This window comes from Paenibacillus pinihumi DSM 23905 = JCM 16419 (assembly GCF_000422505.1).
Taxonomy (GTDB): domain Bacteria; phylum Bacillota; class Bacilli; order Paenibacillales; family Paenibacillaceae; genus Paenibacillus_D; species Paenibacillus_D pinihumi.
The window spans coordinates 1-14,182 of the sequence record NZ_AULX01000020.1 but is presented as its reverse complement, the minus strand read 5'-3'; the positions used below and the strand labels follow the sequence as shown (position 1 = coordinate 14,182).

The window sequence follows — 14,182 nt, the reverse complement described above, 5'->3', positions numbered from 1 at the left end:
CCGCCCTCCACCTCGAGAAGGGAGGATGAAGGGGATGTCCCACCTCTCGTTCGCCTCCTGAACGCTCAAAAAACAAAAGAGAAACCCAACGTTTTAAAAAAACGGGGGTTTCTCGACACTCTGATTAGAGAATGTAATATTTACATTCTCTAATATTTCTATATAATTGCCGTTAATCGGATTGAAAAAGAAAGATTTACTTTCCTCATTTACAAGTAAATGAATGACATATCCTTTGTTGATGAAGAAATTTAAGTTTTGGGCAGACCGGATTGTTTTAGTGCTTGAATCTATGTATTTAAAGGTGCTATCGTCAGTTAAATCATTTACTACAATATCTTTTGCTTCAATGTATGTATATCTTGGTGACTGAGAAAATGTAATCATCACTAAAATGATTAGCGCTAATAAACTTGTAAGTAGAGCGGACATCTGATATCTAAGCGTCTTTTTGAATAATATTACGTTCACATATGTAATTACACAGGTAGCAAAAAACGAAATAATGATTAATTGTGAGTTAATAGCGTTCGAATAGTAGCCAATGACACAATTAATGATCAGGATAATAAGGAATAGTGTAGTTGTGAAACCAGTAAAAAGATTTTTTTTAACCATCCTTCAATACCTCGCTTATTTTGTTTATCATGTTGAATGTTTAAGTAAATTGTCAACTGTACACTTTCCATACGAGGTGCAGGTTAATACTGCTTAAACTCCCGCATAAATCATATCACTTCTGGTATCAGCATAGCCATCTACGCCTACATTAATATATGTGACATTACCGTTATTGAGATTGTCAACCCAACTGCTATTACGACATGAGATCATCACATTGACAACAGTCGAACTTGATGAACCTCTTGCTCATTTACGACGACAAATTTATCAAGTTGTAGCTCTGGTAATCCGGGCAGTTCGTTGGTATACTGGATTGGCATCTGTTAATCCCTATTTTGTTGTGGGGTAGGACTTACAACAATACTGGATTTACAGATGTTTTTCCATTTTATCTACTACATTCTACGTTCACTTGCATTCGTCAACTGCTAATTTCGGTTTTGAGCCGATAAAAATAAACGAGGAGGATTACATGTCCTGGAGCAAAATGAAGCAAAATCTGGAGAGTTTTCTTAGTCCTGCGTTATATGGAAGGGTGGAATATCGTTCAACCAGCTACCGTTACTTACCTGATAAAGCGGGGATTTGTTATATTTCGCTAGACAAAAAAAACATACTTAATATGAGTGATGCAACCACCTTGATCAAATGGTATCAGACGGAGCAGGAAGTTAAGACAGATTCCGAAATTCAGATTCCTGTCAGCGATGAAGAAATCGAAGCCGTCAGAACAGCTATGAATGGGAAAGTTCCTGAGGATCGTCTAAAAGTAATGGCTGCAAGTAAAAAACGATCTGAATTGGCAAAGGAGCTCTTGTCAGCACAGTCAACACTTAGTAAATCGAACTTTGCAGTTGTAGCTACCAAGTTTTTATCTGCCTCGATAGAGGAAAGTATAGAGAGCAAGGATATTTTGTTGAATATTCTAGCTTTGGTAGATAGACGAGTTGGGAAAAAGCGAATTTTAAGCATGTCCGATAAGATGAAGTTAAAGCATCCCATTGTGCAGTATTTTTATGAACTCCGGCTTAGTACGTTATAAAAAACAAACAACTTTTTCTTTAGAATCATTGAAACTTAATTGCCCCCAATGAATTTTACAACAGAAGGCAGCCTAATAATTGGCTGCCCTGGGCTTATTAAAATGAGCGAGAGTGATCTTTAGACTTAACCCAAAAATAAAATCCCATTCCCGCTATCGCCAAAAATCCTCCAATGATTTGAGAAGCGGTGACAGCTTCGCCCAAGATAAAGTATGCAAGAATGATTGCAAGCACAGGTTCACCTATAACGCCAACAGAAACAGTAGTTGCACCGATTGATTTTAGCAGCATATTAAATATAAAATGTCCAAATATAGTGGGAATTATGGCAAGTAAAACGAAATACATCCAGTCAGAGGAACTATAATCTGTCAAAGAAGCATTGTTCATGAGGCTGTATATCAGCATGACGCTGCCACCAATGAAAAATACAATAACGCTGTATACATTAGCCGGTATTTTATGGCTCACTTTTTGTCCTGCCAGCATATAAGCAGCAATCGAAACAGTCCCCAATAATGAAAGTGCATCTCCGATCAATGCTTCTCTTGAGACTCCTATATCTCCCCAAGCTATAATGATAGAACCGAATACGGCCGCTATCATGCTTAACACCATTCGTTTATTTACTCGTTCTTTAAACATATAATAGGACCCAATCATTACAAACAGGGGTTGTAGGGTCAAAATAACCATTGAGCTTGCTACCGATGTGTAAGATAAAGATTCCATCCAAAATAAAAAATGCAATCCGAGAAAAAATCCTGCCGATAAAACAAGGCTCCAGTCACTCAGAGTTAATCGCGATAATCTAAGCCTTTTCCATGACACAAAAGGAAGCATGATTAGTACAGTTATATATAATCTATACATTCCTGCAACGGACGGGGGCGTATTTGATGATTTAATCATAATTGATGAAATGGCAATAGCAAGAATACTTATAAATAGCAAAATATATGGATGGACTACCGTGTTGGAATGATTTAATTTCATGGTTACCTCTTTCTTATATGTTTGGTTTCTGTGTAGGCCTATATCATTTGGAACACTTAACAGGATATAATAATACCATCATCATTACTATAATTCTGCAAGAATATCCTTATAAAGTATAGATATATCGTCATATTTGAAAGGGGGATCTATTTGGCTAATAAACTGCATGAGATCAATCATTATCCCGATATGTCTTTTCCTTATGCCATGTATACCATAACCTCATTAACGTGCATTCCACAGGGGAGAGGCTTTAATGAATTACACTGGCATGAAGAACTTCAGTTTACTTTGGTTACTGAAGGGAAGATTGTTATGCAAGTCAATGGTGTAACTCATGAGCTGGAAGCTGGACATGCTATTTTTATAAATAAAGGAGCATTGCACGTATCCAAACAAGTTGTTAAAAATAGTGAATATGTAAGCTTTAATTTTCCGGAGAAGCTACTTGCTTTTTATTCAGACAGTAATATGGAAAAAAATTATGTGCTTCCTTATACGAACTCTTTATTTTTGCCGCTAATAATCAGACCGGGGACAGAATGGGAAAGTAAGATGTTGGAGATCCTCTGGGGGCTAAAGGATAAGTTCAACGTTAAAGGACACTGGGGCTGGGAATATGAGGTTTCTATTATGACCGTACAGTTATGGTTGATTATGATAACAAATATTTCCCTGGATACGGTGGAATCGCCTAAACACATCAAACAGCAGCAAGAACGTATTCAACTAATCATCAGTTATATCCATCAAAACTATGCGAATAACTTGTCTTTACAAGAAATAGCTGATGCTGCACATCTTAGTGTTTCGGAGTGCACCCGAAGTTTTAAGAAAACACTTCATATGACTCCTTATGACTATTTAATTAAGTACCGGATCAAAAAAAGTGCTGAGTTATTAAACTCTGCTGAATTTACAATAACAGAAGTAGCTAATAGAGTCGGTTTCAATCATGTTAATCACTTCATTCAGTCTTTTAAAAAACATTATAATAAGACGCCTAAAGAATATCGGAGTTTAAAGGGTTGATTTCATTGAGTAATGTACGCCGTTTTCGAGGTTGCCCGTTCGATGACAGAATCCATTCTTCAACGGTATCAATATGATTATATTTTTGTTCCCTATTTATCCACTTCAGGTTATTAGCGTATGATGAGAGTGTTTGATTAGACCGGGAATATTCCTCTAATACTGCGGTGCGAATGGACATTTAAGTGGATTACCACAAAGCCGACGAAATTCAGGTTTGACCTGATTTCCCCTCGGCTTTTTCTTTTTTGGAGAAACGAGAGACAGCAATAACACTTAGATTTTTAGAGGAGGCTGCAAACGGAGCAAGCGGACGGACTGACTTAGTTAATGGCGTGATTGGAGCCTAAAGTTACACCTTATACTTGTACCATGGTGTTTTACCCATACACCTTTACTTCTCTGATCATAAACTATTCGAAAATAATTAGAGGAGGCTTTATATGGCGGCAAAAGTGAGCGTTAGTCCTCGATTTAAAAGACTTTGTACCCAATTCGGAAAAATTCTTGGCGGTGAATCGGAAATTGATGAAGGTCCGGTTTGTTTTGTCATGCGAATGACAAACTTAAAGGCGACGATCCTGGGAAGAAGAACGCATTCCCCTTTGGTTCAAATGCAAATGTTTTCGTTTGAATCTCTTGATAAGTCGGGTCGCGCACTTTGTTTGGGCGAGACTGCCGTACATCAAAATCAAGTTAATCGATTGGTATCGAATCTCCGTAAACGTGGGATAAAAGTGACTGCGCTTCACAATCACTGGCTAAATGAAACTCCTCGTTTAATGTATTTGCACTGGGAAGCCATTGAGAATCCTATTGTTTTTGCTAGAAAAACGAAGGAATCCATTGCATTTTTGGGTTAATGGGGCTAAGCGATGAAACAGTATTCATATCATATTACGAAAGGATGATATCTTATGGTAGCTCAAGTGAAAGCAAGTCCTCGTTTTAAAAAACTATGTAACCAATTCTCAACGATTTTAGGTGGAACAGAACATGAAATTACAAAAGGTCCAGTTTGTTTTGTTTCCAGAAATAGAAAGATAAACGCGACAATTTTAGGAAGACGTACCACATCACCATTAGTTCGTTATCAGCTGTTCTCGTTTGAATCACTGGACAGTTCAGGCCGCGCACTCTGTTTAGGGGAAACCGCCCTCTTCCAGAATCAAGTTAATCAATTGCTGTCAAACCTTCGTAAGAACGGGATCAAAGTAACAGCAGTCCATAATCATTGGCTGTTTGAGAACCCGCGTCTTATGTATATTCACTGGGAGTCGATCGATAATCCCATTGCATTTGCAAGGAAAGTGAAACGGTCTATTGCTTTCTTAGGTTAATTTTGATTCATATTCATATAAAGTGCTCCCTAGAGGTGAATATCTGTATTTTGGATAACAAGAGAAAGTAACTACAACAACGTAATTGCTTCTGAAAGGCGCGGAATTGTTTTTCCGTGTCTTTTTGAACTGTGATCAGAAATTCTATCTTATTTTTGGAAAAAGCTTGTTGCCCGATTTGAATCCGCTTCACGAAAAGCAACAAGAAGACACTTCTTTGAAAGCAGTAGTCTTAATGATAGAATTAGATAACAACAAATCTTGAAAGGAGAAATGAACATGAGTAAAAAAAGCGATAGCGGCAAGGAGCTGTTACCGGAAGAGCATGAAAAACTACTTAAGTCATTGAAAGCCCGTTTTGAGAAAAACATGAACCGTCATGAAGGTCTTGAATGGGCTGATGTACAGGCAAAGCTCGCAGCAAATTCTGAAAAGCTATGGTCGCTTCATCAAATGGAAATAACTTCCGGAGAGCCGGATGTTGTTGGCCATGACAGTAAGACGGGTGAATATATCTTTTATGATTGTTCAGCGGAAAGTCCTAAAGGGCGCAGAAGTATTTGTTACGACCGTGAAGCGCTGGAGTCCAGGAAAGAACATAAACCCAAAAATGATGCGATTGAAATGGCAGCTGAAATGGGCATTGAGCTTCTGACTGAAGAACAATACCGGGAGCTGCAGAAGCTTGGCAATTTTGATACAAAAACATCGAGCTGGGTCATCACGCCTGCTAATATCCGCAAACTCGGCGGGGCCATTTTTTGCGACCGCCGCTATGACACAGTCTTTGTGTACCACAATGGAGCAGAATCCTACTATGCTGCAAGAGGCTTCCGCGGCGCACTGAGGATCTAATAAAGTTCGCTGAAGGCAGCAATGACTTTAACTCGTTGCGCACCTTGAGCGATTGAAAGGAACGGTTATAAGAATGAACGAAGCATCTGAACAGCTCATTGAAATGCTTGGACATCCATATATCGCTAAGAATGTCCAATCTGTGCTGCAATCCTTTGGTGTCAAGAGAATGCCAGCCCCGAACAGTTATTTCAACGACGATATTATATGGTCTGTAAAATCATCGATCCGCATCGATATTTATCGCATGCCAAAAATAAATGATTTAACCGGACTCCGATATACGAATCAGGATGAATGGATTATTGGAGCCATACACTTTCTGGCGCCCGGGTCAGATGACAGAATTAAATCTCCATTTCCCGGGAACCTTCCCGCAGGAATTATGATGAGTTCAACACCGATTGAGTCGGTAAAAGCATATGGGCAACCTGAATTGGATGAAGAATGTGAATGGCCTGGATTTTCCGGTCGTCTTCTAGCATGGCGTAAGCCGGGAATCAATATCGCAATTGAATATGCTTACAGTGAGACCCAAATGAGAATGAGAAGCTACACCGCCTGTTTAATCGGTTGTATCGGGGCTTGGCGAAACGATAATCCGGAGGTCTTTGCTCCTTGATCCTGGTTTTTAAAGGATTGTTCACTCAATTTTCCGAATAACGGAACATGAGGCTAGTGGAATACTATGAAAACGATATATGTACATGTCCGCCACTCCCTATTTTGGTATGGCGTATATGGATTTTGTGACAAAAGTCGTAATGATGAAATCACCTTATATTCAGACAAGGAGAAACATACCTTTTTAGGATACTTTGATTTAAATACACAGGCCTCTCTTACCTATGTGTTAAACCACGAACTTGATAGAAATGAGAACAAAGAATTCTGTGATGAAATTGAAGAGTTTTTAAATAGTGACTTGGATGTAGGATATAGTTATATATACCCAAGGGATGAGGAAGATCTTTCAGACCAAGTGCCTCATCTTGCTCCAATAAATTCCAAAGGGCACAAGCCAATTTATATTTATGTCTGGTCAAAGTTATCAAGGGATTGGGATATGAATAGTATTGAAGACATTATAAAAATATTAGCAAAAGACTTCTTTCATTTGAATATTGAACAAGTTGAATTTTTGAATATTCCTCCGTACGAGGAGACCAAAGCATCTTTTGAAATGTATTATAAGCGCCACTTATAACTACAGGCCAACGATAACGCATCATACAATTTGATGCTGGATGATTTATAGTTCAGCCGTAATCAATGAATTCAAGGTGCAAAATGGACGATCCACTTTTTTTGTTGAATTACATAGAGAGGGGATATATTTTGATACAAAAAAACTTGAATGATATTGCAAAGATGGTATCAGGAAAAGTATGGCTTCCCGATTCTCAAACGATAATCATTAATGGCGTGTCCATTGATTCCAAAACAACACAACAAGGTAATCTTTTTATACCCATTATCAGGAATGATGATGGGCATAAATATATTTTACACGCAATAGGCAATGGTGCAGTTGCTTCTTTGTGGCAAAGCAATCATCCAAATCCTCCTCCGAAAATTCCCTTAATTATTGTCGAGGATACTTTCATTGCATTACAAGCTTTAGCTAAAGCATACCGCACGGAATTAAACGCCATCATAATCGGAATAACCGGAAGCAATGGAAAAACAACAACGAAAGATATGATGAGTTCCATACTGAGCACTACTTTTAAAGTACACAAGACAAAAGGGAATCTGAATGGACAATACGGATTGCCTCTAACGTTACTTGAAACGAGTCAAGACGCTGAAGTGGTTGTTTTGGAAATGGGGATTAGTTACCCCGGAGAAATGGAACGATTAGCAGGCATCGCCGGGCCGGATGTTGTAGTGTTGACGATGATAGGTGAATCTCACATATCCAATTTCGGATCAAGGGAAAACATTGCCCAAGCAAAATTGCAAATCACAAATGGTTTGCCTGAAAATAGTGTACTTGTCTTCAACGGTGACGAGGAGTTGTTGGAGGAGGGTGTGAAAAAGCTTCACTTCCATGAATCCGTTAAGTTCATTCGTTTTGGAACGGCCAATCAGAACGATTATTTTGCAGATTCAATTTCTGTTTTGTCTGACAGAACAACCTTCGTGTTAAATGATCATCCCTATAGTTTTCCTTTATTAGGGGCACATCATGTTAATAATGCACTTGCATCTATTGCAGTAGCCCAGCATTTGGGAGTAACCAGCGATAACATAACAAAGGGTCTGAAAGAACTCGAAATAACGGGTATGAGAATGGAAAAGTCTAAAGCAAAATCCGGCTTCACTATTATAAATGACGCGTGGAATGCTAGTCCGACTTCAATGAGAAGTGCAATTGAAACCTTTCAGAAACTTTCCGAATACAATCAAAAAATTGTAGTTTTAGGCGACATGTTGGAATTAGGGGAAAACGAAACCAGGTTCCATCAGGAAATTGGGCGATTGTTAGACCCCAGATGTGTAGATTACGTTTTCACAGTCGGAAAACTTGCTGAATTCATAGCACTGGAGGCAAGTGGAGTTTTTCCAAAAGGGCATGTGACAGCATTCCGGCAGAAAGAAGAAATTGCGAAAGCAATAGAATTAATCATACAACCAAATTCAATTGTATTGGTTAAGGGCTCCAGGGGATTGAAGCTTGAGGAAGTTGTTGAACAGCTTCTTATGCTATAATGTTCCAAAGCAACGAATTGAAACACCGGGCGGGGATACCATGATGGATTAGTGGCATGATAACGAACGCCTGCTCCATTACTAGCGTACTGAATAAATAGAGGAAAGCTGTCTCCCCCAAGCAGATTTATTTGCTACAAGGAAGACAGCTCTTTTCAATTAAATATTGAATTTGGTTTTCATATACGAAACCCATTGCTCATGCAGCTCGGACTCTGAACGATTGAAGACACCAGTGAAATCATGAGGCGCCCGGATAATTTGATTCAGCGCATCCAGTCCGTAATTTTCCATGATGAATTCCACGATTAAATAGGAATATTGGAAGCCCAGCATCGTCTCGAAATCCCACGTATCATTATTGAATTCATGGAAGGCCGGGATATTCCCGCGGCGAACGGCTTCTGTTGTCGTATTTGCGATGAACGCTTCTGTCATTTGCTTCGCTTCGTAGCCGCCAATCCCTTGACGCACCCATTTCGGCGCCTGGGCATTAATATCTTCAATCAGCCACATCGTATACAGGTGCAAGGTCGAATTGATAATCGATTGATACGTATGCTCCGGCCCAGGATTAAGGGGAGATACGATTTTTAGGCGGTTGCCCTCGATCGTCCCCATGAACCAATTCGGTGCGTCGGCCTCACCAACCGCTTGATGGAAGGTCGGAAGATCCGGGTACATTTCAATAATAATTTTATTGGAAGGACGATGCTTGAATTTGGACGAAATCCGTTCCACATTTTCTTTCAGAACATTGAACAGATCCTGATGCACCTGATCCTGATGCTCTTTCGAGTCTTTGCCCTCATTTTTGCTCACAATAGAAATCATATCCAGTATTGACATAACGGCAAGGTCACCCCACTCTTTCAGTTCTTTTCTTAGTTTCTCAAGCGAACGGTACAGCCTGTTTTTTACGGCACTTTCACGCATGCTGACGATACGTGCAATATCCTGCAAGGTGCAGTCCAGAAAAAAACGGAGCGATATAATCTGCTGATCCAGTTCGCTGAGCTTGTTTAACGCCGAGCTGATATCTATACGAATTTCGATATACTTGGCAAAATCAAGGGAGACGGACCATGAATCATAGCTTGTAAAATCATAAGGCATTTCTTTTTTTCGAGCTAAGCTTCGATATTCGTTTTTCACCGTGTTTTCGGCGATTTTAAAAATCCATGTAAAGAAACTCGAGTTTTCCTTAAACGTATGCAGGTTTTCGAAGGCTTTCAGGAACACCTGCTGCGTCAAGTCCTCCGCTGCCGCTGCATTTAATTTTAGCGCAATATAGCTGCGGATTCTGCTGCGGTATTGCTCGCAGTTGTTTTCAAATCGTTGGATGCTGCTCTGTTCATCCGGATAAACAGGGCGGTTGTCATAGGCGCCGGACATATCTGAACCTCCTCTTGATCTTGCATAGGATTAGACACCGCAGAAGGGTAAAAAGCCACAAGCGGCTGAAAAGTTTTTTTGAGGTGATATCAATTGTTTCCCTAAATATTGTACTGTACCACATTTATTGAAGAAACAGGCAGACAGATTCGGAAGGAATTTATCCTGAAGGTGCTGGACTTTTCCTTATAAAATTGGTATTCTAGAGAACCTGTTAATAATGGAAGTAAAAGGAGGGAGCGAATGAACGGAATTTTAATAGAAAAATATCAGCCTCCACGAGATAGAGAACGAATTGAACATATGTTGCTCAACCGCAAAGATCTATTGACTAATTTTTATAAGGATGAAGCAAGCAATAAGGACAATATTTTGGTAGCCTCTGTAAATACGGTGCTTGCAGGATTTCTGTCCTTTAACGGCTTCGGCAGAAAACCACAGGCAACGCTTTATGTGAGCAAAGAGCATGATGCAATGAACATCGGCTCCATACTTGTAACAGAATATGAAAAAATGCTTATACATAATGAACAAGTAGAGCATACCCTATTTATTAATTGTTCGGATGATTCTATTAAGCTTCTGGAGAACCAGGGGTACCGCTTGTATTTCTCATCCTACATTATGGAACGTACCGGAGAATTATTTCCTCAGGCTGACATCAGGGTCAGAAATTATGATGATGAGGATTACTTGGCGTGGGATCGGATTTGCGAATTGGCATTTTACCATATGCGGCAGCGTGTAGGTATGTACCCGTCGTATTTCTATACCCCTGTAGAATGGGAGCGGGAACAGTTTGCCAAGAATAAAGATAATATGTTTGTCATGACTGTTGATGATACAATCGTAGCCATAGGAAAAATCGATGGAAATAAAATAAGCATCGTTGCGGTTTCAATTGAACATCAATCACGAGGGTATGGAAGACCTTTTGTTCAATTTCTTGTTAATGAAATTGTTGGCAGGGGGGAAGATAAGGCCGTACTGGAAGTAGTAAAAGGTAATTTCGCAAAAAACTTATATGAAAGTCTCGGGTTTAAAGAAACGGCATTTTATCATAACTACATCAAATACTTTAGGCCGGAAACAAGATTAAGTGCTCCGCCTGACAATTATTAATCCGTGATTATCTTTTTGAGACTCCGCGGCTGGGCTTCGTATTTAGTTACTAAAAAACAGAGCCGCTGTTAAAAGCTGCTCTGTTCCTCGAAATTTATTGTGTCAGACCTTCAATAACCTTATCAATATTCCATTTGACCATTGTGATATAAGTGTCCCCTTGCTCGCCTTTTTTGGCCAGGGAGTCCGTAAAGATTTTTGAATGAATCGGAACGCCGGTTTCAGTGGAGACGGTTTCCATCGTCTTTGGGTTTATGCTTGTTTCCACGAACAAGGCAGGAACCTGTTTGCTTTTAATAATGTCAACGATCCGGTTCATTTGGTCCGGAGTTCCCTGGTTATCGGTGTTGATTTCCCAGATATAAGCGGCTTGAAACCCGTAGGCTTTGGAAAAGTATTTAAATGCGCCTTCACTGGTAACCAATATCCGTTTGTTTTCGGGTACTTTCTGAATTTCCTGTTTGGCGTACTGATCGGTTTCTTCAAGTTTGGCTACATAATCGGCTTGATTCTTCAGGTAATAGTCCTTATTGTCCGGGTCCGCTTCGATAATCCTTTTGGCTATGACATCGACATACTTGATCCCATTTTGAATGTCGAGCCAGGCATGCGGATCTTCCTCTGATTCCTGGCCTTTTTCAGTCAGGTGCATCGGTGTGACTTCTTCCGATACGACAAAGGCAACGTCTTTTTTGTTCGTAACCTCCAGCAGGTTTTGGAACCAGCCTTTCCCCGTTTCGAGGTTAAGACCGTTGTAGAAGACCAGATCAGCCTGTGAAACTTTCTGGGTATCCTTAGGCAGTGGGTCATACATATGCGGGTCTGTGCCAATAGGAACCATGCTGTATACTTCAGCCTTGTCTCCGGCGATATTCTCCACCATATCGGCGATAATCGAATAGGTTGCCACAATTTTCAATTTTCCGTCCGAGGCTGCGGGTGCATTGTTTCCACTGGAGCATGCGGATACGAATACTGCCATCAAGGCGATGATCCAGATTGCATTTTTCTTCAATGTACTTTCAATCCCTTCTTAAAAAAGTTGTTTTTGGGCGAAATGATAAAGGAAATACCAAAGCCCGTTACACCGACGAGAACGATGGTAGCACTTGTCGGCAAATTATAAGTAAAGCTGATCAGGACTCCTGCCACACCGCATGCTGCGCCATAAACAGAGGCCAATATTATCATGTGCAGCAGTTTATTGGTCCATAGATAAGACGTCGCGGCTGGTATAACCAGCATGGCTATAACAAGCACGATGCCGACCTGGGACAGTGAGGAGACCGTCACAACGGATAAGAGCATCATTAACAGGTAGTGATAAAAGTTGGTCTTTAGTCCGTAGGCTTTGGAAACAACCGGATCGAATGAACTGATCAGAAGCTCCTTGTAAAATAAGCTGACGACAGCAATGACGATAAGCATAATGATAAAGGATTGCAGCAATTCCGATTTGGGAACCGCGAGAATATTGCCAAACAGGATATGGGTCAGATCAAGTCCGCTGTGGGCAAACGTAATCAGGACAATGCCGAGTGCAAAAAATGAACTTAAAATGATGCCGATTGACGTGTCACTTTTAATCGTGCTGCGATTCGTAATAAATTGAATCAATACGGCAGCCAGCAGCCCGAATATGGACGCCCCGAGCAGCAGGTTGATTCCCAGAATGTATGAAATCGCCACGCCGGGCAAAACTGCATGGGAGAGGGCATCGCCCATCAAGGACATTTTGCGCAATACAATGAAGCTTCCCAGCACCCCGGATACGACACCCAAAATGATGGCGGACAGACCGGCATTCAGGGCGTAAATCGGCACATTCAACATATTTGCCATCCATTCAATCATGCCTGGACACCCCCCAAACCTTTAATCTGCACATTCCCCAGAGAAGCGCCATATGCCGATTGAATATTGTGGCTTGTAAACGTGGTATCGACATCGCCAAACGCAATTAACTTCTTATTTAGAATGATGGTTTTGTCAAAGTATTCTTCGACCTCATGCAAGTCGTGATGAACGACAAGAATGGTTTTTCCCTCCTTGCGTAACTTCTTGAGAAGATCAACAATAATTCTCTCACTAACCAGGTCAATACCTACAAACGGTTCGTCCAGAAAAAAGATACTGGCCTGCTGGGCAAGCGCCCGGGCAATAAATACCCGTTGAAGCTGGCCGCCCGACAAGTTGCTGATTTGTTTGTGGGCAAGGTCGCGAATGTCCACCATTTCCATGCAGCGCTCGACATGTTCTTTTTCCTTTTTGCCGGGTCTGCGGAACAGCCTCAGCTTTGGATAGGTTCCGGTCAGCACGGTGTCCCTTACAGTGATCGGGAATGTAAGATCGACATCGCTTTTTTGGGGAACATACGCAATGTCTTTTTTGACTTGCGAGATGTCCGTCCCGTTGACAAGAATAGTTCCGCTCCGTCTTGGAATGACTCCCAGCAGTGCTTTGATAAAGGTGGATTTGCCTGCTCCGTTAGGCCCGATAATTCCAACGGAATATCCGAGCGGGATATCGATATCGAGTTGTTGGAGAGCAGAATTGCCAAAATAATCGACATTCAAATTTCTCACTTGTATCATAAATGGATCGCCTCTTTTTTTGTCGTTACAACAATTTATTTTCCCAAAGAAAATAAATATGAAGTTGTACTAAAGTTTTTACCTAGGGAAACATTTTGTTTTCAATATATACCCGTATTGCTTTTCTGTCAATACTTTTTCACGTTTTTATGTTATTCGTCTGTGATAATGTCATCCCATAACTGTTCTGAGATAATGTCACTATGGGACAGGAGACAATTACGTTGACAAAAGCCGAACTGAAGAAGGTACACGTAGTGGAGAAGATTCTTGAGGGACATATGACGAATGCGGAGGGAGCGGCAGCCTTGGGGATGACGCAGCGCCAGGTCATCCGGTTGAAGAAAAACTACCAGACAGGAGGCGCACAAAAACTTGCCCATGGAAACCGGGGTCGGAAACCGAGCCATGCGCTGGCGGATGAAATCAAGGAACGGGTGGTGACCTTGTACAAGGAGAAATA

At 40.7% G+C, this 14,182-nt stretch carries 15 protein-coding genes; 10 read left to right on the top strand and 5 right to left on the bottom strand.

The window, feature by feature from the left end; all coding sequences use genetic code 11:
* The first annotated feature begins 1,096 nt into the window (after positions 1-1,096).
* Positions 1,097-1,666, top strand: coding sequence for an SF0329 family protein (locus H583_RS0105895; RefSeq protein WP_028559663.1), 570 nt, complete (start codon positions 1,097-1,099; stop codon positions 1,664-1,666).
* Positions 1,667-1,763: 97 nt separating this feature from the next.
* Here the strand turns inward: H583_RS0105895 and H583_RS0105890 are convergent, their stop codons facing one another.
* Entirely contained in the window at positions 1,764-2,663 is a 900-nt protein-coding gene (locus H583_RS0105890; protein ID WP_028559662.1) for a DMT family transporter, read from the bottom strand.
* Positions 2,664-2,816: 153 nt separating this feature from the next.
* Here H583_RS0105890 and H583_RS0105885 point away from each other — a divergent pair, with 153 nt between their 5' ends.
* The 7 genes from H583_RS0105885 to H583_RS0105850 all read left to right on the top strand — a co-directional run bounded on the left by H583_RS0105885 (position 2,817) and on the right by H583_RS0105850 (position 8,608).
* Positions 2,817-3,698 (top strand): AraC family transcriptional regulator, encoded by an 882-nt coding sequence (locus H583_RS0105885; RefSeq protein ID WP_028559661.1) that lies wholly within the window; start codon positions 2,817-2,819, stop codon positions 3,696-3,698.
* 443 nt (positions 3,699-4,141) lie between these two features.
* On the top strand, positions 4,142-4,561 hold the full coding sequence (locus H583_RS0105880; RefSeq protein ID WP_028559660.1) for a DUF1259 domain-containing protein: 420 nt from the start codon (positions 4,142-4,144) through the stop codon (positions 4,559-4,561).
* Positions 4,562-4,615: 54 nt separating this feature from the next.
* Positions 4,616-5,038: a DUF1259 domain-containing protein gene (locus tag H583_RS0105875; protein ID WP_028559659.1), complete on the top strand. Its 423-nt coding sequence runs from the start codon at positions 4,616-4,618 to the stop codon at positions 5,036-5,038.
* Positions 5,039-5,317: 279 nt separating this feature from the next.
* Positions 5,318-5,893 (top strand): DUF4256 domain-containing protein, encoded by a 576-nt coding sequence (locus H583_RS0105865; protein WP_036708659.1) that lies wholly within the window; start codon positions 5,318-5,320, stop codon positions 5,891-5,893.
* A gap of 73 nt (positions 5,894-5,966) precedes the next feature.
* Entirely contained in the window at positions 5,967-6,515 is a 549-nt protein-coding gene (locus H583_RS0105860) for a hypothetical protein (RefSeq protein WP_028559656.1), read from the top strand.
* 66 nt (positions 6,516-6,581) lie between these two features.
* On the top strand, positions 6,582-7,100 hold the full coding sequence (locus tag H583_RS0105855) for a hypothetical protein (RefSeq protein ID WP_028559655.1): 519 nt from the start codon (positions 6,582-6,584) through the stop codon (positions 7,098-7,100).
* A gap of 131 nt (positions 7,101-7,231) precedes the next feature.
* Complete coding sequence (locus tag H583_RS0105850; RefSeq protein ID WP_036708656.1) at positions 7,232-8,608, top strand: UDP-N-acetylmuramoyl-tripeptide--D-alanyl-D-alanine ligase; 1,377 nt, start codon at positions 7,232-7,234, stop codon at positions 8,606-8,608.
* 159 nt (positions 8,609-8,767) lie between these two features.
* Here H583_RS0105850 and H583_RS0105845 read toward each other — a convergent pair whose 3' ends face one another.
* The gene (locus H583_RS0105845; RefSeq protein WP_028559653.1) at positions 8,768-10,003 is read right to left on the bottom strand and encodes an RNA polymerase sigma factor; all 1,236 of its coding nucleotides are present in this window, start codon (positions 10,001-10,003) and stop codon (positions 8,768-8,770) included.
* Between the two features lie 243 nt (positions 10,004-10,246).
* Between H583_RS0105845 and H583_RS35145 the strand changes: the two genes are divergently transcribed.
* On the top strand, positions 10,247-11,125 hold the full coding sequence (locus H583_RS35145) for a GNAT family N-acetyltransferase (protein WP_051236065.1): 879 nt from the start codon (positions 10,247-10,249) through the stop codon (positions 11,123-11,125).
* A 94-nt stretch (positions 11,126-11,219) separates the two neighbouring features.
* On the opposite strand, the gene H583_RS0105835 is transcribed toward H583_RS35145, so the two are convergent.
* The 3 genes from H583_RS0105835 to H583_RS0105825 are packed head-to-tail and all read right to left on the bottom strand — an operon-like array spanning position 11,220 to position 13,716.
* Entirely contained in the window at positions 11,220-12,140 is a 921-nt protein-coding gene (locus H583_RS0105835; RefSeq protein WP_028559652.1) for a metal ABC transporter substrate-binding protein, read from the bottom strand.
* Positions 12,137-12,979, bottom strand: a complete 843-nt coding sequence (locus H583_RS0105830; protein WP_081667005.1) for a metal ABC transporter permease — start codon at positions 12,977-12,979, stop codon at positions 12,137-12,139. Before H583_RS0105830 ends, H583_RS0105835 begins: the two co-directional genes overlap by 4 nt.
* Entirely contained in the window at positions 12,976-13,716 is a 741-nt protein-coding gene (locus H583_RS0105825) for a metal ABC transporter ATP-binding protein (RefSeq protein ID WP_425414501.1), read from the bottom strand. Before H583_RS0105825 ends, H583_RS0105830 begins: the two co-directional genes overlap by 4 nt.
* Positions 13,717-13,943: 227 nt before the next feature.
* Between H583_RS0105825 and H583_RS32030 the strand changes: the two genes are divergently transcribed.
* Positions 13,944-14,182: helix-turn-helix domain-containing protein (locus tag H583_RS32030; protein WP_036708653.1), on the top strand; the 239-nt coding region annotated here is incomplete at its 3' end.